Source organism: Kitasatospora sp. NPDC094019, from assembly GCF_044764505.1.
Lineage (GTDB): Bacteria > Actinomycetota > Actinomycetes > Streptomycetales > Streptomycetaceae > Kitasatospora.
In genome coordinates this window covers 228,898-250,185 of record NZ_JBIWIF010000004.1, presented here as the reverse complement: position 1 = coordinate 250,185, position 21,288 = coordinate 228,898, and the positions used below count along the sequence as shown (strand labels likewise).

Annotated in this window: 19 protein-coding genes and 2 tRNA genes; 13 read left to right on the top strand and 8 right to left on the bottom strand. The window is 73.9% G+C overall.

Annotated features, from left to right (window positions below):
• The first annotated feature begins 86 nt into the window (after positions 1–86).
• From ACIQ9P_RS11240 to pyrE, 3 genes are all read left to right on the top strand, one after another.
• Positions 87–1,736 (top strand): polyamine aminopropyltransferase, encoded by a 1,650-nt coding sequence (locus tag ACIQ9P_RS11240; protein WP_402353290.1) that lies wholly within the window; start codon positions 87–89, stop codon positions 1,734–1,736.
• A 121-nt stretch (positions 1,737–1,857) separates the two neighbouring features.
• Complete coding sequence (locus tag ACIQ9P_RS11235; protein ID WP_402353287.1) at positions 1,858–3,078, top strand: hypothetical protein; 1,221 nt, start codon at positions 1,858–1,860, stop codon at positions 3,076–3,078.
• A 50-nt stretch (positions 3,079–3,128) separates the two neighbouring features.
• Entirely contained in the window at positions 3,129–3,665 is a 537-nt protein-coding gene (gene pyrE / locus ACIQ9P_RS11230) for an orotate phosphoribosyltransferase (protein ID WP_402353284.1), read from the top strand.
• A gap of 123 nt (positions 3,666–3,788) precedes the next feature.
• Here the strand turns inward: pyrE and ACIQ9P_RS11225 are convergent, their stop codons facing one another.
• Complete coding sequence (locus ACIQ9P_RS11225; RefSeq protein ID WP_402353282.1) at positions 3,789–4,508, bottom strand: DedA family protein; 720 nt, start codon at positions 4,506–4,508, stop codon at positions 3,789–3,791.
• 148 nt (positions 4,509–4,656) lie between these two features.
• Between ACIQ9P_RS11225 and fbaA the strand changes: the two genes are divergently transcribed.
• The 3 genes from fbaA (at position 4,657) to ACIQ9P_RS11210 (ending at position 7,536) form a co-directional block, all read left to right on the top strand.
• Positions 4,657–5,898 (top strand): class II fructose-bisphosphate aldolase, encoded by a 1,242-nt coding sequence (gene fbaA, locus ACIQ9P_RS11220; RefSeq protein WP_402353279.1) that lies wholly within the window; start codon positions 4,657–4,659, stop codon positions 5,896–5,898.
• 55 nt (positions 5,899–5,953) lie between these two features.
• A complete protein-coding gene (locus tag ACIQ9P_RS11215) occupies positions 5,954–6,367 on the top strand; it encodes a DUF3151 domain-containing protein (protein WP_402353276.1) in 414 nt (137 codons plus the stop codon).
• Between the two features lie 335 nt (positions 6,368–6,702).
• On the top strand, positions 6,703–7,536 hold the full coding sequence (locus tag ACIQ9P_RS11210; protein ID WP_402353273.1) for a DUF3152 domain-containing protein: 834 nt from the start codon (positions 6,703–6,705) through the stop codon (positions 7,534–7,536).
• Between the two features lie 54 nt (positions 7,537–7,590).
• Here ACIQ9P_RS11210 and ACIQ9P_RS11205 read toward each other — a convergent pair whose 3' ends face one another.
• From ACIQ9P_RS11205 to purS, 4 genes are all read right to left on the bottom strand, one after another.
• Positions 7,591–8,418, bottom strand: a complete 828-nt coding sequence (locus ACIQ9P_RS11205; protein ID WP_402353270.1) for a sterol carrier family protein — start codon at positions 8,416–8,418, stop codon at positions 7,591–7,593.
• A gap of 68 nt (positions 8,419–8,486) precedes the next feature.
• A complete protein-coding gene (purL, locus tag ACIQ9P_RS11200; protein ID WP_402353267.1) occupies positions 8,487–10,742 on the bottom strand; it encodes a phosphoribosylformylglycinamidine synthase subunit PurL in 2,256 nt (751 codons plus the stop codon).
• Positions 10,742–11,419, bottom strand: a complete 678-nt coding sequence (purQ, locus tag ACIQ9P_RS11195; protein WP_402353264.1) for a phosphoribosylformylglycinamidine synthase subunit PurQ — start codon at positions 11,417–11,419, stop codon at positions 10,742–10,744. Before purQ ends, purL begins: the two co-directional genes overlap by 1 nt.
• Entirely contained in the window at positions 11,416–11,670 is a 255-nt protein-coding gene (purS, locus tag ACIQ9P_RS11190; RefSeq protein ID WP_402353261.1) for a phosphoribosylformylglycinamidine synthase subunit PurS, read from the bottom strand. The genes purQ and purS overlap by 4 nt, the downstream gene beginning before the upstream one ends.
• A gap of 466 nt (positions 11,671–12,136) precedes the next feature.
• Here purS and ACIQ9P_RS11185 point away from each other — a divergent pair, with 466 nt between their 5' ends.
• The 7 genes from ACIQ9P_RS11185 (at position 12,137) to ACIQ9P_RS11155 (ending at position 16,842) form a co-directional block, all read left to right on the top strand.
• Positions 12,137–12,454, top strand: coding sequence for an Lsr2 family protein (locus ACIQ9P_RS11185; RefSeq protein ID WP_266270671.1), 318 nt, complete (start codon positions 12,137–12,139; stop codon positions 12,452–12,454).
• Positions 12,455–12,581: 127 nt separating this feature from the next.
• Positions 12,582–12,654 (top strand) — tRNA-Gly (locus tag ACIQ9P_RS11180).
• Positions 12,655–12,689: 35 nt separating this feature from the next.
• A tRNA-Gly gene (locus tag ACIQ9P_RS11175) sits at positions 12,690–12,765 on the top strand.
• 220 nt (positions 12,766–12,985) lie between these two features.
• Positions 12,986–13,990, top strand: coding sequence for an ABC transporter ATP-binding protein (locus tag ACIQ9P_RS11170; RefSeq protein ID WP_402353258.1), 1,005 nt, complete (start codon positions 12,986–12,988; stop codon positions 13,988–13,990).
• The gene (locus ACIQ9P_RS11165; protein ID WP_402353255.1) at positions 13,987–14,841 is read left to right on the top strand and encodes an ABC transporter permease; all 855 of its coding nucleotides are present in this window, start codon (positions 13,987–13,989) and stop codon (positions 14,839–14,841) included. The genes ACIQ9P_RS11170 and ACIQ9P_RS11165 overlap by 4 nt, the downstream gene beginning before the upstream one ends.
• 128 nt (positions 14,842–14,969) lie before the next feature.
• Positions 14,970–16,196, top strand: coding sequence for a sensor histidine kinase (locus ACIQ9P_RS11160; protein ID WP_402353252.1), 1,227 nt, complete (start codon positions 14,970–14,972; stop codon positions 16,194–16,196).
• Between the two features lie 25 nt (positions 16,197–16,221).
• The gene (locus tag ACIQ9P_RS11155; protein ID WP_402353249.1) at positions 16,222–16,842 is read left to right on the top strand and encodes a response regulator; all 621 of its coding nucleotides are present in this window, start codon (positions 16,222–16,224) and stop codon (positions 16,840–16,842) included.
• Positions 16,843–16,870: 28 nt separating this feature from the next.
• Here the strand turns inward: ACIQ9P_RS11155 and ACIQ9P_RS11150 are convergent, their stop codons facing one another.
• The 3 genes from ACIQ9P_RS11150 to ACIQ9P_RS11140 all read right to left on the bottom strand — a co-directional run bounded on the left by ACIQ9P_RS11150 (position 16,871) and on the right by ACIQ9P_RS11140 (position 21,230).
• Positions 16,871–17,770, bottom strand: coding sequence for a phosphoribosylaminoimidazolesuccinocarboxamide synthase (locus ACIQ9P_RS11150; protein WP_402353246.1), 900 nt, complete (start codon positions 17,768–17,770; stop codon positions 16,871–16,873).
• Positions 17,771–17,876: 106 nt separating this feature from the next.
• Positions 17,877–19,418 (bottom strand): N,N-dimethylformamidase beta subunit family domain-containing protein, encoded by a 1,542-nt coding sequence (locus ACIQ9P_RS11145; RefSeq protein ID WP_402353243.1) that lies wholly within the window; start codon positions 19,416–19,418, stop codon positions 17,877–17,879.
• 234 nt (positions 19,419–19,652) lie between these two features.
• Positions 19,653–21,230, bottom strand: a complete 1,578-nt coding sequence (locus ACIQ9P_RS11140; protein WP_402353240.1) for a hypothetical protein — start codon at positions 21,228–21,230, stop codon at positions 19,653–19,655.
• Between the last annotated feature and the right edge of the window lie 58 nt (positions 21,231–21,288).

Below are 21,288 nucleotides of genomic sequence, written 5' to 3'. Positions count from 1 at the left end.
GCAGGAACGATTCGTCAACCTGCGATACCGCCCTGTCCGTCGAATGGGCGCAGCCGTCCGTCCCGAACGTCGCCTAGCGTTTGTTCGTGATCAATCATCCGGCCGGTCCGCCCCCCGCACAGCCGGGCTTCGACCTCGACGACGGCAGCCCGCCCCGGCCCGGGCGGAGCCTGACCTCCCTGCCCGCCCGCCGTCGCTCCCGGTTGCGTGCCCGCCCCGAGCTCGCCCGGCTGGTGGTCCTGCTCGCCGCGTTCGTCTGCGCGGCCTGCGGACTCGTCTACGAGCTGGAACTCGTGGCCCTCGGCGACTATCTGCTCGGGGACTCGGTCACCCAAACCTCGGTCGTGCTCTCCGTCATGGTGTTCGCGATGGGTCTCGGCTCACTGCTCGCCAAACGCTTCACCCGGCGGCCCGCCACCGCCTTCGCCCTGGTCGAGTGCGCCCTCGCCCTCACCGGCGGCCTGTCCGTACTGGCGCTCTACTCCTGCTGGGCCTGGATCGGCCGCTACCAGGCCGCCATGGTCGGCCTGACCTGCCTCATCGGCGTCCTCATCGGCGCCGAGATCCCGCTGCTGATGACGCTGATCCAGCGGATCCGCCGCGAGGACGCCGGCCGCGCCGCCGCCGACCTGTTCGCCGCCGACTACGTGGGCGCGCTGATCGGCGGCCTGGCCTTCCCGTTCCTCATCCTGCCCGTCCTCGGCCCCGGCAGCGGCGCGCTGGTCACCGGCGCGGTCAACGCCGTGGCCGGGGGCGCCCTGGTGCTCTGGCTGTTCCGCGAGGAGCCGGACCCCCGGATCCGGCGGCTGCTGTGGGGCGGGTGCGCACTCGTCCTCGCCCTGCTCGCCGCGGCCGCCCTGTGGTCCGGCGCGGTCGAGCGGGCGGCCCGGCAGGCCCTGTACGGCGGGCAGATCCGCTCCGTCGCCCAGAGCCGGGACCAGGAGATCGTGCTCACCGGCCCCGCCGAGGGTCCGCTCCGGCTGTACGTCGACGGCCGGCTCGCGGTCTGCGGACCGGACGCCTACCGGGGCGACGAGGCGCTCGTCCACCCGGCCATGGCCGCCGGACCGGACGGACGGGTGCTGCTGCTCGGCGGCGGGGACGGGCTCGCGCTCCGGGAGGTGCTGCGGCACAGCGGCGTCCGCTCGGTGCTGGTGGTCGACCCGGACCCGGCGCTCCCCCGGCTCGCCCGCACCGACCCGGGCCTCGCCGCGCTCTCCGGCCGCTCGCTGGACGACCCCCGGGTGCGCACCGCCGAGGCCGACCCGCTGGACTGGCTGCGCGGTGTCCGGCCCTCGCCCGGCCAGTCCTTCGACGTGGTCCTCGCCGACCTGCCCGCCCCTGCCGACGGCGGGCCGGTGAAGTTCCACTCCCAGGAGTTCTACGGCCTCACCACCCGGCTGCTCGCCCCGGGCGGACGGCTCGCCGTGCGCGGCGGCGAGGAGCAGCACGGGCGGCAGGGCCTGTGGCAGGTGGAGTCCGGGCTGCGGGCCGCCGGGCTGCGGACCGTCCCGTACGCCGTCCCCGGCAGCGCGACGGCCAGCTGCCGGCCGGGGCCGGAGAGCAGCCAGAGCTTCCTGCTCGCCGCGGCCGCGCAGCCGCCGCTCACCCTCTCCCCGGACGCCCCGCCGCCCCGCGCCCTCACCGCGGACGGCCTGCGCGCCTCGGCCGCCCGGCTCACCGCCCTGCGGCCGCTCCGCCCGCCCGCCGCCCTCACCCTGCTCGGCCCGCACTGAACCGGACCCGCGCGGCCCCGCCTCCCGGGGGCCGCGCGGCCGGCCGGCCGCGGGCGAGCCACGGCGACAGGTAGGGGACAGGGCGGGGCCGGGCGCGGGTTCGGTCGGTAGGCTCCGTGGCATGGAGCATGAGGTTGTCGTCCCGATGCCGGCCGGGCAGGTCCGGCAGGCCCTGCAGGATCCGGCGCTGCTGGCGCGTTCCGTGCCGGGGCTGAGCACCGAACCGGCCGCCGTCGGCGGCGGCCCGGCGGAGGAGATCGGGGGGCGGCTGAAGCTGCGGATCGGCAGCTCCACCATCACCTACAAGGGCGTGCTCTCACTGATCGAGGGCCGTGAGGGCGTCCTGACCGCGTTCGCCGAGGGCCAGGAGGCACGTGGCAGCGGCGAGGCGACCGCCACCGTCCGGATCAGCGTCGCCGAGGGCACCGCGGAGGGCACCGCGGTGGTGCGCTTCACCGGTGACCTGAGCGCCACCGGGCGGCTGACCGAGTTCGACGGCGAGACCCTCGACGCGGCCGGCCGCCGCCTGCTGGACCGCTTCGCCACCTCGCTCGCCTCGCCGGACGGCACCGGGGCGACCGGGCCGGACACCGAGGGCGAGTCCGAGGCCGGCGGCGCGGACGGGGACGGGGCGGACCTCCCGGCGGACGCCGTCACCGTGACCGACACGGACGCGGCCGACACCGACACCGCCGCGACCGACCCGGACACCGCCGAAGAGGCCCGGGGCGCCGAGAGCCCCGACGGCAGCGAGGACCCCGAGGGCCCCGACGGCAGCGAGGACCCCGAGGACTCCGAGGACTCCGCCACCGTGGTGTTCCTGGAGAACCGCCACGAGGGCCTCGACGAGGACCGCGAGGACGAGCCCGGCGACGACCTCGACGACGACCTCTCCGACCTCATCGCCTTCTCCGACGCCGACGCGGAGCGCTTCGGCCTCCCGCTCGGCGACCCGGACGAGGCCGACGACGTCGACGAGCCCGCCGCGGGCGTGGCCGACCCGCCCGCCGCCGGGATCGAGCGCGAGGTCTCCGCCGAGCTCCCCGCCGAGCCGCCCTTCGGCTACGAGCCGGAGCCGGTGCTCGGCGGCCCGGTCCGCCGCAGCATCGTCGGCCGCTCCGCCGAGGAGGTCGACCACGCCCCGCCGCGCGGCCCGTACGCGCCCGCCCTGCCGGCCCGCAGCGCGCGCGCCCGGGCCGCCTCCCGCTGGGGCGGCGACGCCGGCGGCATCGTGGTCCCCGGTGCGGGCGGCCGCAGCACGGTCCCGTGGATGATCGGCGGCGGGGTGGCCCTGCTGGGCGGCACCGTCGTGCTGGTCAGGGCGCTGCGCCGGCGCCGCTGACCGGGCCGGCCCGGGCGGGATCCGAGCGGGAGGGCCTAAAGTGGACGTCCATGAGCAATGACCGCGACGCCCTGCTGGCACAGATCAAGGACAAGGCCGTCGTCCACGGCAAGGTCACCCTTTCCTCCGGCAAGGAGGCCGACTACTACGTCGACCTGCGCCGGATCACGCTGGACGGCCAGGCCGCTCCGCTGGTCGGCCGGGTGATGCTGGACGCCACCGCGCACCTGGAGTACGACGCCGTGGGCGGGCTGACCCTGGGCGCCGACCCGGTCGCCGCCGCGATGCTGCACGCCGCCGCCGCGCGCGGCCGTGAGCTGGACGCGTTCGTGGTCCGCAAGGCCGGCAAGGCGCACGGCCTGCAGCGCCGGATCGAGGGCCCGGAGGTCAAGGGCCGCCGGGTGCTGGCCGTCGAGGACACCTCCACCACCGGCGGCTCGGTACTGACCGCCGTCGAGGCCCTGCGCGAGGCGGGCGCCGAGGTGGTGGGCGTCGCGGTGATCGTCGAGCGTGGCGGCGCCGCCGCGGTCGAGGCCGAGGGCCTGCCCTACGTCACCGCGTACGACCTGGACGACCTGGGCCTCTGAGCCCCGGCTCCCCCGCACGACCGAACGGCCGGGGCCCGGTGCTGTTTCACGTGAAACAGCACCGGGCCCCGGCCGTTGTCCTCGGTGGAAGGCCCAGCCGTGCTCGGCCCCGCCCGGCGGCTCTCAGCCGCGCCGGTGCCGGCCGCCGCCGGCCTGGACGGTGTCCTCGGCCTCGGCCTCGGGGCCGGCGGCCTTCTTCTTCCGGCGCTCGCGGATCACCTCGACCAGCATCGGCGAGATGGAGAGCAGCACGATCAGCAGCACGGCCGGGATCAGGTACTTGTCGATCACCGGGGCGAGCGCGTCACCGAAGAAGTAGCCGATCAGCAGCATCGACTCGGTCCACAGGACGCCGCCGACGACGTTCCAGAGGAAGAAGGTCCTGGCCGGCATCTCCAGCGTGCCCGCGACCGGGTTCAGGAAGGTCCGGACGATCGGCATGAAGCGGGCGAGCACGACGGCCTTGCCCGGGCCGAAGCGGTTGAAGTACTCCTCGGCCTTCAGCACGTACTCGCGCTTGAAGATCTTCGATTCGGGCTTGTCGAACATCCGCGGTCCGACCTTCACCCCGATCTGGTGCCCGAGCTGGGCTCCGGCGATCGCCGCGATCGGCGCCCCGATCAGCAGGGTCGCGATCGGCAGCCGGTGACCCTCGCCGAGGACCGACGAGGCGGCGCTGGAGGAGGCGACACCCGCGATGATGAGCAGCGAGTCACCCGGGAAGAAGAACCCGACCAGCAGGCCGGTCTCCGCGAAGATGATCGCGATCAGCCCGATCGCACCGAGGGACGAGATCAGTGATTTGGCGTCGAGCAGATTGACGGCCAGCTGGTTGTAGTCCACGGCCGCAGGATAGCGGGCCCGTCTTTACCCGGACCTCGCCCCGGGGGGCGAGCGGGTCCTCATCCTTTCGTCGCACGTCACCGCGGTCCCCGGAGCCGGCCTCCGGAACGGTGGCCGCCGGGGGCGGCCGTCCCGACTGGCGGGCCGCATGGTGGAGGCGGTGGGCATTCTGGGAAGATGGCACCGGCGACCGGCCCGCGGTGGCGAACACCCTCATCGCCGCTCCGCGGCCGCTGCCTCTACCTCGGTACCGGTCCAGCCGCACGCAGAGCCGCGCACCGGCCCCGGTACCCCGGAGTCGTCACCAGGCGTACACAGCGTCGGACAGCACCGTCCGTACGCCGCACACCGACAGGAGCGGATTCGCATGCCCATCGCAACTCCCGAGATCTACAACGAGATGCTGGACCGGGCCAAGGCGGGCAAGTTCGCCTACCCGGCGATCAACGTGACCTCCTCGCAGACCCTGCACGCCGCGCTGCGCGGCTTCGCCGAGGCCGAGAGCGACGGCATCATCCAGATCTCGACCGGCGGCGCGGAGTTCCTGGGCGGCCAGCACAACAAGGACATGGTGACCGGCGCCGTCGCGCTCGCCGAGTTCGCGCACATCGTCGCCGCCAAGTACGACATCACCGTCGCGCTGCACACCGACCACTGCCCGAAGGACAAGCTGGACGGCTACGTCCGCCCGCTGCTGGCGGTCTCCGCCGAGCGCGTGGCCAAGGGCCAGAACCCGCTGTTCCAGTCGCACATGTGGGACGGTTCCGCCGAGACCCTGAGCGACAACCTGGCCATCGCCCAGGAGCTGCTCGCCCAGGCCGCCGCCGCCAAGATCATCCTTGAGGTCGAGATCACCCCGACCGGTGGCGAGGAGGACGGCGTCACCCACGAGATCAACGACGAGCTGTACACCACCGTCAACGACGCCGTCCGCACCGCCGAGGCCCTGGGCCTGGGCGAGAAGGGCCGCTACCTGCTGGCCGCCTCCTTCGGCAACGTGCACGGCGTCTACAAGCCGGGCAACGTCGTGCTGAAGCCGGAGCTGCTGCGCGAGCTGCAGGACGCGATCGGCAAGCAGTACGGCAAGAACGACCCGTTCGACTTCGTCTTCCACGGCGGCTCGGGCTCGACCACCGAGGAGATCGCCACCGCGCTGGAGAACGGCGTCGTGAAGATGAACCTGGACACCGACACCCAGTACGCGTTCACCCGCCCCGTCGTGGGCCACATGTTCGCGAACTACGACGGTGTGCTGAAGGTCGACGGCGAGGTCGGCAAGAAGAACACCTACGACCCCCGCACCTGGGGCAAGCTGGCCGAGGCCGGCATGGCCGCCCGGGTGCTGGAGGCCGCCCAGCAGCTGCGTTCGGCGGGCAACCGCCTGAAGTAGGGCCCCCGCCCCCAGTGGTCCCGCGTCCATGCCCCCCGGTGGTTCACTGGGGGGCATGAGCATTCACGAGAACCTCCTCGGGGGTCCCGCCCCGACGCACCTGCCCGCCGAGTCCGGCCCGCTGGAGCTGATGGCCGGCGGCGCCTCCCCGGCCGAGGTGGCGGCGAAGTTCCCGACCTCCTCGTTGGCCTGGGCCCAGCTCGCCGACGACGCCTTCGCGGCCGGCCGGGTCGTGGAGTCCTACGCCTACGCCCGCACCGGCTACCACCGCGGACTCGACGCGCTGCGCCGCAGCGGCTGGAAGGGCCACGGCCCGGTGCCGTGGGAGCACGAGCCGAACCGCGGCTTCCTGCGGGCGCTGCACGCGCTCGGCCGGGCCGCCGCCGCGATCGAGGAGAAGGAGGAGGCGGAGCGCTGCGCGCAGTTCCTCCGGGACAGCTCGCCGACCGCCGCCGCGACCCTGGGCTGACCCCCGGCCGAACCGCGACCGACCGCCCCCGGTGTCCGACAGGACACCGGGGGCGGTTCTTGTCCGTTCCGTGCGCACCCGCGCGTGGACATTCACCGGTTCGCCATGCCAGGGTGAGCGGGCCAGGGGGGCGCGCACGTCAGTTCGAGGTTTCGCGGCCCCACGGGTCGACAGAGAGCCCCAGCGTGCCCGCAAGCAGTCCCGCCCGCCGTTCCCGCACCGCCGCACACCCCGGGGGGCGCCCGCCGCGCCGTACCGGCGGATCCGGCACCGGGCCCCGCGGCCGGACGGGCTCCCGCCGTCGGCGCCCGCCCCGCCGCCGGCTCGGGCCCGGCATGCTCACCGCGCTGCTCGCCGCGGTACTGATCCTCGGCGGCACCCTGGTCGTCCTGAACCGCCCCGACGCGCTGCCCGGCGCCGACCGGACCGCCCAGGCCAGGGTCGCCCCGCCGGACGGCGGCACCGGCGCCCCGGCCGCGCCCGCCGCCCCGGCACCCTCGGCGCCGCAGTCCCCGCCCCCGGCGTCCGCCGACCCGGCACCGGCCGCGCCGAGCGCTCCGCCCGCGCCGACCGCCACCCCGCAGCCGGGCGCCCCGGAGACCCCTCCGGCCAAGGGTGCCGGCACCTTCACCATCGCCCAGGGCTCCGCCGACCCGGTCGGCCGGGGCACCGTCCGCCGCTACCGGGTCGAGGTCGAGGACGGCATCGGCATCGACCCGACCGCCTCCGCCGCACAGATCCAGGGCATCCTCGCCGACAAGCGCGGCTGGACCAACGACCGCAGGAACGGCTTCCAGCTGGTCTCCGCGGGTGCCTACGACTTCACCGTGAAGATCGCCTCCCCCGCCACCGTGGACCGGATCTGCGGCGCCGCCGGTCTGGACACCCGCGGCGAGGTGAACTGCAACGTCGGCAACCAGGTCGTGGTCAACGTCAAGCGCTGGACCATCGGTTCGCCCCAGTTCGACGGTCCGATCGACGAGTACCGGGCCCTGGTGATCAACCACGAGGTCGGCCACCGGATCGGCCACGGCCACGAGGGCTGCCCCGGCCCCGGCAGAGCGGCGCCCGCGATGATGCAGCAGATCTACGGCCTCAAGGGCTGTACGGCCAACGCCTGGCCGTACAGCGCCGACGGCACCTATCTGAGCGGCCCCGCGGTCCCCTGACGCGGCGGTCCCCCGACGCCCTGACGCCCGGCCCGCCGGGTCGCCCGGCGGCGCTCAGCCCAGCAACGGCAGGTACGCCCCCAGGTCGCTGCGCTCGCCGCTGGCCGACAGCGCGGCGGAGTCCACCGCGTCCGCCCAGCCGGCCCGGCCGGTGGCCAACCGGATCCAGGTCAGCGGATCGGTCTCGACCACGTTCGGCGGGGTGCCCCGGGTGTGCCGAGGCCCCTCCACGGCCTGCACCACCGCGTACGGGGGGACCCGGAGTTCCACCGCGCCGCCCGGCACCAGCTCGGCGAAGGCGTCGGCGAGCATCCTGGTGACGGCGGCCACCGCCTGCCGGTCGTGCGGGAAGGCGTCGGCGCCGAGCGCCTCGGCCAGATCGTCGGCGTGCACGACGGTCTCCACCAGCCGGGTCACCAGGAACTCGGTGAACGCCATCGAGCCGAGCCGGATCTCGAACCGCCGGCCCGGATCGGCCGCCTCCGGCCGGGCCAGGGCGCCGAGCAGCGCGCCGGCGGCGCGGTCGAAGGCCGCCGCCACCGAGGCCGGGTCACCGTCGAACCCGTCCGCCGCCCGCGCCCTGGCCTGGTCGTCGAGCAGCGGGGCGAGGGCGCCGACCCGCTCCACCCAGCGCGCCAGGTCCAGCGGCGGCCGGCCCTCCGCCGGATCGTCGAGATGCGTCGGCAGCCACTCGATCTGGACCGCGAGGTGGGCCAGCAGCTCGCGCACCCGCCACTCACCCAGCCGGGTCGGCCGAGCCAGGCACTCCTCGGCGTCGGGGCGTTCGCACAGCCGCCGGACGGCGTGACGAAGCGCGCCGGTCTGCGCCGCGAGCGCGGCGTTCACCCTGGCCGGCTGGTAGGTACGGGACTTGGGAGGCATGGGCCCCAACATACGCCCACGGGCGGACGGTTCTCGCGAACCGTCCGCCCGTGGGAGAGGGGCCCGACTCAGGCCAGCAGGGCCTCGATGACGCCGGTGTGGGCGTCCTTCAGTTCCGCCAGCGGGACGGTGAACTGCCCCTGGACGTCCAGGGAGTCGCCGTCCACCACACCGATGCGGACGGCCGGCAGGCCGCGCGCGGTGCACATGTCGTTGAACCGGAGCTCCTCGCTGCGCGGCACGGCCACGACGGCGCGGCCGGCCGACTCGGAGAACAGGAACACGAACGGGTCCATGCCCTCGGGCACCACGATCCGGGCACCGCGGCCGCCCTTGAGGCAGCTCTCCACCAGCGCCTGGCCCAGGCCGCCGTCGGAGAGGTCGTGCGCGGCGTCGACCATGCCGTCCCGGGAGCCGGCGATCAGGATCTCGCCCAGCAGCCGCTCGCGCTCCAGGTCGACCTTGGGCGGCAGGCCGCCCAGGTGGTCGTGGACCGCCTGCGACCAGGCCGAGCCGCCCAGCTCGTCCTCGGTGTCGCCCAGCAGGTAGAGCAGCTGCCCCTCCTCGGCGAACGCCATCGGGGTGCGGCGGGTGACGTCGTCGATGACGCCGAGCACCGCGACCACGGGGGTCGGGTGGATGGCGACCTCGCCGGTCTGGTTGTACAGCGAGACGTTGCCGCCGGTCACCGGGGTGCCCAGGGTCAGGCAGGCGTCGGCGAGACCGCGGGTGGCCTCGGCGAACTGCCACATCACGTCCGGGTCCTCGGGGGAGCCGAAGTTGAGGCAGTCCGAGACGGCGAGCGGCTTGGCACCGCCGGCCGCGACGTTGCGGTACGCCTCGGCGAGGGCCAGCTGGGCACCGGTGTACGGGTCCAGCTTGGTGTAGCGGCCGTTGCCGTCGGTGGCGACCGAGACGCCGAGGTTGGTCTCGTCGTCGATCCGGATCATGCCCGAGTCCTCGCCGTGCGAGAGCACGGTGTTGCCGAGCACGTACCGGTCGTACTGGTCCGTGATCCAGGACTTGGACGCCTGGTTCGGGTGCGAGGCGAGCTTCAGCAGATCGGCCTTGAGACCCTCGCCGGTGGTCGGGCGGGCCAGCCGCTCGGCCGTCGGGGCGTCGGCCTGCAGCGCGTCCTGCCAGCTCGGGCGGGCGTAGGGGCGCTGGTAGGTCGGGCCCTCGTGGGCGACGGTACGCGGGGGCACGTCCACCACGAGCTCGCCGTGCCAGAAGATCTCCAGCCGCTCGCCGTCGGTGACCTCACCGATGACGTTGGCGATGACGTCCCACTTCTCGCAGATCTCCAGGAAGCGGTCGATCTTGTCCGGCTCCACGATCGCGCACATGCGCTCCTGCGACTCGCTCATGAGGATCTCCTCGGGCGAGAGCGTGTGGTCGCGCAGGTGCACCGTGTCGAGGTCGATCCGCATGCCGCCGGAGCCGGCCGAGGCCAGCTCGGAGGTGGCGCAGGACAGCCCGGCGCCACCGAGGTCCTGGATGCCCTTGACCAGCTTCTCCCGGAAGATCTCCAGGGTGCACTCGATCAGGAGCTTCTCCTGGAACGGGTCGCCGACCTGGACCGCCGGGCGCTTGGCCGGCTTGGTGTCGTCGAAGGTCTCGGAGGCGAGCACCGAGACGCCGCCGATGCCGTCGCCACCGGTGCGGGCGCCGTACAGGACGACCTTGTTGCCGGCGCCGGACGCCTGCGCGAGGTGGATGTCCTCGTGCTTCATGACGCCCACGCACAGCGCGTTGACCAGCGGGTTGCCCTGGTAGCAGGAGTCGAAGACGACCTCGCCGCCGATGTTCGGCAGGCCCAGGCAGTTGCCGTAGCCGCCGATGCCCGCGACGATCCCGGGCAGCACGCGCCGGGTGTCCGGGTGGTCGGCCGCGCCGAACCGCAGCGGGTCCATCACGGCGACCGGGCGGGCGCCCATCGCCAGGATGTCGCGGACGATGCCGCCGATGCCGGTGGCCGCGCCCTGGTAGGGCTCGATGTACGACGGGTGGTTGTGCGACTCGACCTTGAAGGTGACCGCGTAGCCCTGGCCGACGTCGACCACACCGGCGTTCTCGCCGATGCCGACGAGCATGGCGTCCGTCTCGGGCTTCTTGTCGCCGAACTGCTTCAGGTGGACCTTGGAGCTCTTGTACGAACAGTGCTCCGACCACATGACCGAGTACATGGCGAGTTCCGCGCCGGTCGGGCGGCGGCCGAGAATCTCCCGGATCCGGGTGTACTCGTCCTGCTTGAGGCCGAGCTCGGCCCAGGGCTGGGCGGCGTCCGGGGTCTGCTGGGCGTTCTTGACGGTGTCGAGGCTCATCAGGCGTTCACCAGCTGCTTCAGTACGGAGGTGAAGAAGCCCAGGCCCTCGGTGGTGGGACCGGTGAGCGGCTCCACGGCGTGCTCGGGGTGCGGCATCAGACCGACGACATTGCCGGCGGCGTTGCTGATGCCGGCGATGTCACGGTACGAACCGTTGGGGTTGACGTCGAGGTATCGGGCGACCACCCGGCCCTCGGCCTCCAGCTCGTCCAGGACGCGCTCGTCGGCGACGAAGCGGCCCTCGCCGTTCTTCAGCGGCACGACGATTTCCTGCCCGGGGGTGTAATCCCGGGTCCAGGCACTGCCGTTGTTCTCGATCCGCAGCTTCTGGTCGCGGCAGACGAAGTGCAGCGAGTCGTTGCGGGTGAGGGCGCCGGGCAGCAGGTGCGATTCGCACAGCACCTGGAAGCCGTTGCAGATACCCAGAACGGGCATTCCCTGCCGGGCCTGCTCGATGACGGTCTCCATCACCGGCGAGAACCGGGAGATCGCACCGCAGCGCAGATAGTCGCCGTAACTGAATCCGCCCGGCAGGACGACGGCGTCGACCTGGTGGAGATCCTTGTCACGGTGCCAGAGCGCGACCGGCTCCGCGCCGGCGAGGCGGACCGCGCGCCGGGCGTCGCGGTCGTCGAGGGAGCCGGGGAAAGTGACGACGCCGACGCGGGTGGTCACTTGCCGTCCTCCTCGACGCGGACGGTGAAGTCCTCGATCACGGTGTTGGCGAGAAAGGTCTCGGCGGCTTCGCGGATACGGGCGAGCGCGGCGTCGTCGACCGGGCCCTCCAGCTCCAGCTCGAAACGCTTGCCCTGGCGGACGTCGGCGATCCCGGTGAATCCGAGACGGGGCAGCGCGCGCTGCACCGCCTGTCCCTGGGGGTCGAGGATCTCCGGCTTGAGCATGACGTCGACTACGACGCGTGCCACTGGCACTCCCGGTGGTGTCTTCGTGAGGCGGGGGAACTCCAGACTACCGGGGGTTTCGGGCGTGTTTGCTGGCCGGGGACGGTGACGCGCGTAGACCGACGACCCTTACGCCCCAAGGGCTCCACCGGCCCGCCACCCCCCGCCCGGTGCCCCTTTTCACCGGATTCCGGAACCGCCGCGGGAACCACCGAAGAGCACCCGAATACCGGCACTCCGGACAGATCGGCCAGCCGAGTGCACCGGTATCCGGCAACCGGCGAAGACACGTGAATATCCGGAAAAGAAAGCCGGACTCTTCGATTTCTCCCCGCTTCGGGTGCAGAATAGGGCCACCTGCCGCGGCGAGTGCTGCGTATCCGGCACGGCCATCCGGCCTGCCCGTATGCGCTTGCGCGAAGGGTGCACATCAGGCCCCGGGGCGCACCCGCGTCCTTGTCGGCCGAATTGCCCGAGAGGATTGACACCCATGGCTCAGCGTGTAGTTGTCACGCTCTCCGACGACCTGGACGGCGGCGCCGCCGCAGAAACCGTCCACTTCGGCGTCGACGGGAAGTCGTACGAGATCGATTTGTCCGTGGACAACGCGGAAAAGCTGCGGGAGGCCCTCGCCCCGTTCGTCGCGGCCGGCCGCCGCCAGAGCCGTACCGGAAAGTCCTTCCGCCGCACCGCCCTCACCCCCGACCCGGCCGCCGTGCGCGCCTGGGCCCAGTCCCGCGGCATGGAGCTGCCCGCCCGCGGCCGCATCCCCAAGCACGTCTACGAGTCCTTCGCCGAGGCGAACTGACCGCCCCGGCACCGGTCGTCCCGCCCTCGACAGAAGGGTGGGACGACCACCCCGAAAGATGCTGTAGAGTATTCCTCGTCGCCGCAACGGAGAGATCCGGAGAGGCGGCAGGTGCCCCAGGCACCAGGCGGACGTGGCTCAGTTGGTAGAGCATCACCTTGCCAAGGTGAGGGTCGCGAGTTCGAATCTCGTCGTCCGCTCGCAGTAAGCGAGCACAACTCAATAGTTCCATCCTGCGGACGTGGCTCAGTTGGTAGAGCATCACCTTGCCAAGGTGAGGGTCGCGAGTTCGAATCTCGTCGTCCGCTCCAGTACGAAGGGCCTTCTCGATCGAGAGGGCCCTTCGGCGTTTCCCGTCCCGGCCCCGGCGGACCCGCCCGGGGCATCCCCGGATCCGCCGCCGGGATTCCGGCCGGCCGACCGTTCCGGGAGGCACCCATGACATTTGTCATCGCCCACCCGTGGATCCGCACCGGGTTCCGGTGAGACCGCGCACTGCCCGCGCGGCCCGGCCGACGGGAGGCTTGGGACATGGAAACGAGCCAGCCCCACTCCGCCGGCGACCACGTGATCGAGGTCACCGACCTGCACCGCCACTACGGCGTCGGCAGTGACCGCTACCACGCGGTCCGCGGCGTCGACCTGACCGTCGGCCGCGGCGAGCTGTTCGCCCTGCTGGGCACCAACGGGGCCGGCAAGACCTCCACCATGGAACTCATCGAGGGCCTCGCCGCCCCGAGCACGGGCCGGGTCCGGGTGCTCGGCCACGACCCGCACCGCGAGCGGGCCGCCGTCCGCCCCCGGATCGGCATCATGCTCCAGGAGGGCGGCTTCCCCGGCGACCTCACCGTCGGCGAGACCGGCCGGGCCTGGGCCGGCACCACCAGCTACGCCCGCCCCCTGGACGAGGCGCTGGAGCTGGTCGACCTCGGCCACCGCCGCGACGTCCGGGTCAAGCAGCTCTCCGGCGGCGAGCGCCGTCGGCTCGACCTGGCGATGGCCCTGCTCGGACGGCCCGAGGTGCTGTTCCTGGACGAGCCGAGCACCGGCCTCGACCCGGAGGCCCGCGCCGCCGTCTGGCAGCTGGTCCGCGACCTGCGCGCCCAGGGCACCACGGTGCTGCTCACCACGCACTACCTGGAGGAGGCCGAGGAGCTCGCCGACCGGCTGGCGATCATGCACGGCGGGCAGATCGTCTCGACCGGCACGGTGGCCGAGGTGATCGCCGGCCGACCGTCCCGGATCAGCTTCGAACTCCCCGCGTTCACCGGCACCTCCCTCCCGCCGCTGGCCGGCGCCACGGTCACCGTGGAGGGCCGGCGGATCACCGTCAGAACGCCCGGCCTCCAGGCCACCCTGACCGAGCTGCTCGGCTGGGCCGACCGGCACGGAATCGCGCTCGGCGCCCTCGACGCCCGCAGCGCCTCGCTGGAGGAGGCTTTCCTGGCCATCGCCTCCGAGGCCGGCCACCAGCCCCCCGCCGACACCCCCGCCGCTCCCCCCGCCCGCCGCAAGCTGATCGGACTCTCCCGATGACCACCGCCACCACCACCGCCGGTCCGCACCGCGCCGGCTCCCCCGGCGTCGGCCCGCGGAGCACCACCGTCCGCCGGCTGCTCGCCCTCGGCCGGGCCGAGGGGGTCCTGCTGCTCCGCAACCGGACCGCCCTGTTCACCGCCCTCCTGCTGCCGCTGCTGCTGATCGGCGGGCTCAAGAACATCCTCGACCAGCAGGCCGAGAGCAGCCCCGGCCTGGACGTCGACTCGCTGCTGGTCAACGGCGCCGTCGGCATGGTGCTGGCCTTCGTCGTCTACTACAACCTGACCGCCGCCTACGTGGCCCGCCGCGGCGAGCTGGTGCTCAAGCGGCTGCGCACCGGGGAGGCCCGGGACATCGAGATCATGGTCGGCACCGCCGTCCCCTCGGTCGGCCTGGCCCTGCTGATGTGCGGGGTGATCGGCGTCGTCGGCGCCACCGCCCTGGACCTCTCCGCACCGGTCAACCCGCTGCTGCTGGTCGTCGGCCTCGTCCTGGTCGTCGCGACGCTGATGGCGCTGGCCGCCGTCTCCAGCGCTTTCACCCGGACCGTCGAGAGCGCCGGCATCACCACCCTGCCGATCCTGCTGCTCACCCAGTTCGGCTCCGGCCTGTTCTACCCGCTGGAGGTGATGCCCGAGCGCCTCGCCGACATCTGCCGGCTGCTGCCCACCACTCCGGCCTTCCAGCTGGTCCGGGTCGGCTGGTTCGGCACCGACGGCTCCGAGGCCCCGACCGGGTTCGTCGGCAGCTGGGCCACCGCCGCTCCGCACCTGGTCACCGGGAGCGTCTGGCTCGCCCTCGCGGTCTGGGGCGCCGTCCGGTACTTCCGCTGGGAGCCGCGTCGCTGAGCCCCGGACCCGGCAGCGCCGGGCCGCGGCGGCACCCCCGGTCCGGGTCCGGACCGGGGGTCCGCGCGCCGTCCGGCCTCTGATAGGAAGACCGCAGCACGATCATGAGGAAACGGGGGGCGGAACAGATGGGTGTCGTGAATCCGGTGCGCAGGTGGCGGGACTCCTCCAAGCCCCAGCGCTCCGAGGTCTACCTCCGCTGGTCGCTCTACCTGATGGCGCTCGCCCCGCTGCCGGTGACGCTGCTGATCAACGCCGCCGACCAGGAGAACGGCGGGCACCCGGCCGCCCGGGTCGCCCTGGTGATCGGCGTCGCCCTCACCCTGGTCACCCTGCGCACCTACCGCACCTCGCTGGACCACTACCTGAACCGGCCCACCGACCATCTGCGCTGGCTGGCCGTCAACGGCGGTGTCGCGGTGGCCGGGTCCTGGGCGGTGCTGCTGCTCGGCCCGCGGGTCGGCTCGGGCCCCGGCGCGGAGGAGGTGGTGTTCACCCTCCCCGTGGCAAGCACCATGCTCTTCTCCGCCTTCGGCCCGGCCTCGGTCGGGCTGCGACCCCTCCGGGCGGCGCTCGCCGGGGCCACCGGACTGCTGGCCGTCGCCCCCGCGATGCTGCTGGCCGGCGCCGACCCGGGCACCACCGCCGGTCTCCTGGTCGGCACCGGACTGGTGATGTTCTTCGTCGGCTGCAGCTGCCGCAGCTTCGCCTGGCTCCAGTCGGTGGTCCAGGAGCTGGACACCGCCCGCGAGGCCCAGGCCCGGCTGGCCGTCGCCGAGGAGCGGCTGCGGTTCTCCCGCGACCTGCACGACGTGATGGGCCGCAACCTCACCACCATCGCGCTCAAGAGCGAGCTGGCCGTCCAGCTGGCCCGGCGCGGCCGCCCGGAGGCCGCCGAGCAGATGGCCGAGGTGCAGCAGATCGCCCAGGAGTCCCAGCGCGAGGTCCGCGACGTGGTCCGCGGCTACCGCACGGCGGCCCTGCACGCCGAGGCGGTCGGCGCCCGCGCGGTGCTCCGCTCCGCCGACGTGGCCTGCGAGATCGACCTGGGCGAGCACGCCGAGGGGCTGCCGGAGGCGGTCCAGTCGGTGCTCGGCTGGGTGATCCGCGAGGCCACCACCAATGTGCTGCGGCACAGCGAGGCGGGCCACTGCTCGATCAGGCTCCGCCGCGAGGGCGGCCAGGTGCTGCTGGAACTGGAGAATGACGGGGTGCCGGCCGTGCCGCTGCCCTCCCAGGGCGGCGGGACCGGCCTGAGCGGCCTGCGGGAGCGGCTCGCCGCCCACGACGGCGAGCTCACCCTCCCGGACGCCGGGCCGGGCCGCTTCCGGCTGCTCGCCAGCGTCCCGCTCTGACCCCCGCCGTACGGAAGGCCCGCCGATGACCGACCCCGCGCCCGTCCGCGTCCTGCTCGCCGACGACGAGCACCTGATCCGCGGCGCGCTCGCCGCGCTGCTCGCCCTGGAGGAGGACATCACCGTGGTGGCGCAGGCCGCCTCCGGCCCGGAGGCGGTGGCGATGGCGGAGGCGCACCGGCCGGACATCGCGGTGCTGGACCTGCAGATGCCCGGCCTCGACGGCATCGAGGTGGCCACCCGGCTGCGCACGCTGCTGCCGGACTGCCGCTGCATGATCGTCACCGGTCACGGCCGCCCCGGGTATCTGAAGCGGGCGCTGGAGGTCGGCGTCCGGGGCTTCCTGCCGAAGACCGTCTCCGCGGCGGACCTGGCCGGGATCATCCGGACCGTGCGGGCCGGCGGCCGGTACGTGGACCCGGAGCTCGCGGCGGACGCGATCTCCGCCGGCGAGACACCGCTGACCCCGCGCGAGACCGATGTCCTGGAACTGGCCGCCGACGGCACCTCGATCGCCGGGATCGCGGAACGCGCCTCGCTCTCCCAGGGCACCGTGCGCAACTACCTGTCCTCGGCCGTCGCCAAGCTGGGCGCGGAGAACCGGCACTCGGCGGTGCGGATCGCCCGCGAGCACGGCTGGATCTGACCGCCGGCCCGCGGGCACCCGCCCGGCCTCAGGACCAGGTCAGACCGGTGATCCGCTCGTACGCCTCGACGTACTTGGCACGGACCCGGTCGACGACCTCGGCCGGCAGCTCCGGCGGCGGCTGCTCGCTCCTCCGGTCCCAGCCGGAGGCCGGGGAGGTCAGCCAGTCGCGGATGATCTGCTTGTCGAAGGAGGGCTGGGGGTGGCCCGGCTCCCAGGCGTCGGCGGGCCAGAAGCGCGAGGAGTCCGGGGTGAGCACCTCGTCCCCGATCACCAGTTCGCCGTCCAGCAGGCCGAACTCGAACTTGGTGTCGGCCAGCAGGATGCCCCGGTCCCGGGCGATGTCCCGGGCCCGGGCGTAGACGTCCAGGGTGGTCCGCCGGAGCTGGTTGGCCAGTTCGGCGCCGACCCGGCGGGCGGTCTCCTCGTAGGAGACGTTCTCGTCGTGCTCGCCGACCTCGGCCTTGAGCGCCGGGGTGTAGATCGGGGCGGGCAGCTCGGAGCCGTCGTCCAGGCCCTCGGGCAGCGCGATGCCGCAGACGGTGCGGGAGACCCGGTACTCCTCCAGGCCGGAGCCGGCCAGGTAGCCGCGGGCGACGCACTCGACCGGCACCATGTCCAGGCTTCGGCAGACCAGGGTGCGGCCCTTCCAGTCGGCGGGGGCGCCGGCCGGGACCTCGGTGGAGAGCACGTGGTTGGGCACGATGTCGGCGATCCGCTCGAACCACCACAGCGAGAGCTGGGTGAGGATGCGGCCCTTGTCCGGGATCTCGTTGGGCAGCACCCAGTCGTAGGCCGAGGTGCGGTCGCTGGCGACCATCACCAGCTCGCCCGACTCGGTGCGGTAGAGGTCGCGCACCTTGCCGGTGTGCAGGTGGACCAGGCCGGGCACCTGGACCGGCTCGGGCTTGGTGACAAATCCGCTCAAGATCGTCTCAGTCCTCAGGGGTCGTTCGCGGGCGTGGGGCGCGAAAGGGGAGGTCACTGGCGTCGAGTCTGTCATGGCCACCGGTCCGGCCCGGTGGCCGGACCGGTCAGGCGTTCTTGCAGAGCCGGTCCAGCAGGTTCGCGGTGGCCCGTTGGATCCGCTCGTCCGTGAGCCCCGGGCGGTCCAGCGCGGGCGACCAGGCGAAGGTGCCGGAGGCGAAGACGTACGCGCCGCTGGGCGCCCGGTAGAGCGAGGTCTCCTGGTACCGGGTGCGGCCGGCCAGGTCCCGGTACGGCGAATGGGAGAGCAGTACCCGCTCGCTGTGCTCGGGCAGGGCGACCTTGGGGTAGTAGCGGTCCGCCTCGCCGGCCACCAGCCCGGGCAGTTCCTCGCCCTCCTGGACGCCGGTGCCGTCCCAGAGCCAGTGCGCGGTGTGCCGGGCGACCATCGGGACCGGCGCGGCGACCCGGCCGGAGTACTGCAGTCCGAGCAGGTGCTGCTCGGGCTCGCCGGCGTCCCGCCAGAGCGCGCTGGCGGCACCGGGCACCCCGGCCGCCGAGCTGCCCGGACCGACCTTCTGGCGCTTGCGGCAGTTGAGCATCCGGTTGGGCTCGCCGGAGGGCCCGGGGCTCAGCTCGACCCGCCAGTACATGGTGTTGGCGGAGAGGAAGACCAGCGAGGTGCCGCCGTCCCGGGCCCGCTCGGCGGCGCGGCGCATCGGCTCGGACCAGTACTCGTCGTGGCCGGGGAAGACCAGCGCCCGGTGCCGGGAGGCGTCGACCAGGCCGGCGTGCAGGTCGGTGGCGGTGGCGTAGGAGAGGTCGTAGCCGTAGCGCTCGGCCCAGCGGATGAAGTCGTAGGCGTGGCCGACGTGCAAAGGAAGGCCGGCCGTGGCGTGCGGCCGGTCGAAGGAGACGGTGACGGCCGCCTCGGGCTCGCCGACCAGCCGGCCGCCGTCCCAGGCGTGGTAGAGGCTGGCACCGCTGCGGCCGTCCTCGGGGAAGAGGTTGTACGCCTGCCAGGTCACGTCGGGGACCACCAGCAGGAGTTCGGCGGAGCGGTTCTGGTCCTCGAAGTCCCGCACCGTGAAGGGGATGTGGCTGCGGTGCAGCATGTCGGCGGTGGTGAGCACGGCGACGTACGCGCCGGGCCGCCAGTGCTGCGGGATCTGCAGCCGCCAGGTGTGCCACCAGTGGTGGCAGGAGACGGTCCGGCCGACCACCATCGGGGCCGGCTGGGACATCCCGGCGATCAGCGGACTGGACGTCATGTGGTGGGCGCCGTCGCCCGCGTAGTGGCCGATCCGGAAGACGTCGACGGTGAACTCGCGGGGCGGGTTCACCGTGACCCGCAGGTCCACCGAGCCGCCGGGGCGGACCACCCCGGCCGAGGCGAAGCCCTTGATCTGCTGTTCCTCGTCGTTGGCACCGAGCGGGCTGCCGACCGCCGGTCTGCCCCGCACCCCGGCGGAGAGCGGGCGCTGCCCGGGCGCGTCCACCGAGACGTACCAGGGCACTTCGTCGCCCTCGGCACCGGCGACGTACTGGTCCGGGCTGCGCAGCCAGGGCAGCGGGCCCTGGCCGAAGGGGTCGGAGACGCTGTGCGCGTGCGTCCCGGACTCCCAGCGGCGGTTGAGTTCGGTCCCCACGCGCGCCCCTCCCAGGTGCACCTCCGCCGGTTGGCACGTGCCTCCCGGATGTGCGTGCGGTCTAATACACCACACCGCGCTGGCGCTGCGTCACCCCACGGTAGCAACTAGTGGCGGGAATCTTCCGGGCCGTCGGACGGAGGGCCTCCGGCCTGCGACGACCCGGGGTGGCCGAATCGGCCGGGGGCGCTCACCGCCGGGGCTCGCGCCCCCGAGAGGCCGGGGGAGCCGGAGTCAGAGCCGGACCGGCTTCTCCAGCCGGACGTCCGCGGCGTCCAGCCAGGCCCGCAGCGGCCCGTCCTGGCCCTGTTCGACGGCCTGGGCGACCGGCTCGGCCAGGTCGGTGCGGCGGACCCCGCCGAGCAGCAGCACCGGGCCGTCCAGCCAGTCGAGGCCGGGGACCGCGCCCGCGGTGTCCACCGCGGCGCAGCAGACCATCGCGGTGACGTGGTCGACCAGGACGTCCCGCCCGGACCGGACGGGTTCGAGCAGCGGCGCGGGTGCGGTGGTGCGCGCCAGCTGGGCGGCGAGCGCGGCGGCCAGCCGCTCGCCGTCGCCGTCGGCCAGCCGGCCCAGCAGCCGGGTCAGCGTCGGGGCGCCGGGGCGGGCCTGCGGGGCCAGCAGGTCCAGCGCGGACTGCAGGGCGGCGGCGCGGGACCGCCAGCCGGCGTCCACCGCCTCGGCCGGGTAGTCGACCCACTCCAGCTCGCGCCAGGCGCCGGAGGCTGGCGCTCCGAAGAACAGCTCGGCGGCGAGCCGGGAGACCGCGGTGTCCACCTCGCCCGGCTCCTCCAGCAGGTCGCAGGCCGGGCGGTCGCCGAGGCGGCTGCTGTAGCCGTCGGCCAGCCGGTCGCGCCGGGACAGCTCGGTGAGCGCGGCGACCACGCCGGCGTTCAGGTGCGCGGGGTGCCGGCCGAGCCGCCAGGCGGGCAACGCGACCCGGGTGAGCAGCCGGTCCCAGCCCGCGTAGGCGAGGCCGACCTGCTCCTGGGCGGCGATCCGCAGCCCGTAGTCGACGCCGCGGGCCTGTTCGGAGGCCCAGCCGGCGACGGAGCGCTCCAACTCGGCGGCGTGCTCGCGGCAGGCGCCCAGCAGCCGGCGGGTGATCCGGTCGGTGAGGCGGTCGGCCAGGGCGGCCGGGCCCCGGCGCGGTGGGCGCGGTGCGCCGCCCACGGGGAGTCCGGCCGGACCGGCGTCGGGGCCGACGTCCAGGCTGGCGTCCAGCGCGCGCAGGAAGTGCCGGGCGGCGGCGATCTCCGGGTCCGCGGCGGCCGCGGTACCGGCCACCACCGGCGCGAGCAGGGCCCGCAGCTCACCGGCCCGCATCCACCAGAGGAACGGCGAGCCGATGACCAGCACCGGGGCGGTCGGCTCGTGACCGGCGGCCCGGGAGCGGCGGGGCCGCGTCGGGGGGACGTCCTCCAGCCAGCTGTCGCAGTCCGGGGTGAGCGCGACGGCGGACGGCGCGGGGACCTCCAGCCGGTCCGCCAGCTCGTCGATCAGCCGGTACAGCTCGGGGGCCTGGGCGCGGTCCAGCGGCACGGCCGGGGTCTGCGGCGGGACGGCCCGGCGGTAGGCGCGGGCGGCCAGCCCGGCCACCAGGAGGGTCAGCGCGGCGACCGCGCAGACCGTCCAGCGGGCGATGTCCCAGCCCGCCCCGTCGGGGGAGCCCGGAGCACCGATCCGCCCGGTGAAGCGGCCGGCGAGCAGCACCACCGCGGTGGCGGCGGGCAGCGCGGCGGCGGCCAGGGCGAGACCTCGGATCCGCAGGACCACCTGGGCGTGAGCGCGCGCGGTGTCGACAGCGGCCATACGGTGCGGCACCCCCTTCGGAGCCCCCGGGCACCCGTGACGGGGCCGTGAGCCGATT

Excerpts from the sequence above, each read along its gene's own strand:
- ACIQ9P_RS11235 (WP_402353287.1), top strand. The coding sequence starts at position 1,858 with ATGGAGCATGAGGTTGTCGTCCCGATGCCGGCCGGGCAGGTCCGGCAG.
- pyrE (WP_402353284.1), top strand. The coding sequence starts at position 3,129 with ATGAGCAATGACCGCGACGCCCTGCTGGCACAGATCAAGGACAAGGCC.
- fbaA (WP_402353279.1), top strand. The coding sequence starts at position 4,657 with ATGGTGGAGGCGGTGGGCATTCTGGGAAGATGGCACCGGCGACCGGCC.
- ACIQ9P_RS11215 (WP_402353276.1), top strand. The coding sequence starts at position 5,954 with ATGAGCATTCACGAGAACCTCCTCGGGGGTCCCGCCCCGACGCACCTG.
- ACIQ9P_RS11210 (WP_402353273.1), top strand. The coding sequence starts at position 6,703 with ATGCTCACCGCGCTGCTCGCCGCGGTACTGATCCTCGGCGGCACCCTG.
- ACIQ9P_RS11205 (WP_402353270.1), bottom strand. The coding sequence starts at position 8,418 with ATGCCTCCCAAGTCCCGTACCTACCAGCCGGCCAGGGTGAACGCCGCG.
- purL (WP_402353267.1), bottom strand. The coding sequence starts at position 10,742 with ATGAGCCTCGACACCGTCAAGAACGCCCAGCAGACCCCGGACGCCGCC.
- ACIQ9P_RS11185 (WP_266270671.1), top strand. The coding sequence starts at position 12,137 with ATGGCTCAGCGTGTAGTTGTCACGCTCTCCGACGACCTGGACGGCGGC.
- ACIQ9P_RS11170 (WP_402353258.1), top strand. The coding sequence starts at position 12,986 with ATGGAAACGAGCCAGCCCCACTCCGCCGGCGACCACGTGATCGAGGTC.
- ACIQ9P_RS11165 (WP_402353255.1), top strand. The coding sequence starts at position 13,987 with ATGACCACCGCCACCACCACCGCCGGTCCGCACCGCGCCGGCTCCCCC.
- ACIQ9P_RS11160 (WP_402353252.1), top strand. The coding sequence starts at position 14,970 with ATGGGTGTCGTGAATCCGGTGCGCAGGTGGCGGGACTCCTCCAAGCCC.
- ACIQ9P_RS11155 (WP_402353249.1), top strand. The coding sequence starts at position 16,222 with ATGACCGACCCCGCGCCCGTCCGCGTCCTGCTCGCCGACGACGAGCAC.
- ACIQ9P_RS11140 (WP_402353240.1), bottom strand. The coding sequence starts at position 21,230 with ATGGCCGCTGTCGACACCGCGCGCGCTCACGCCCAGGTGGTCCTGCGG.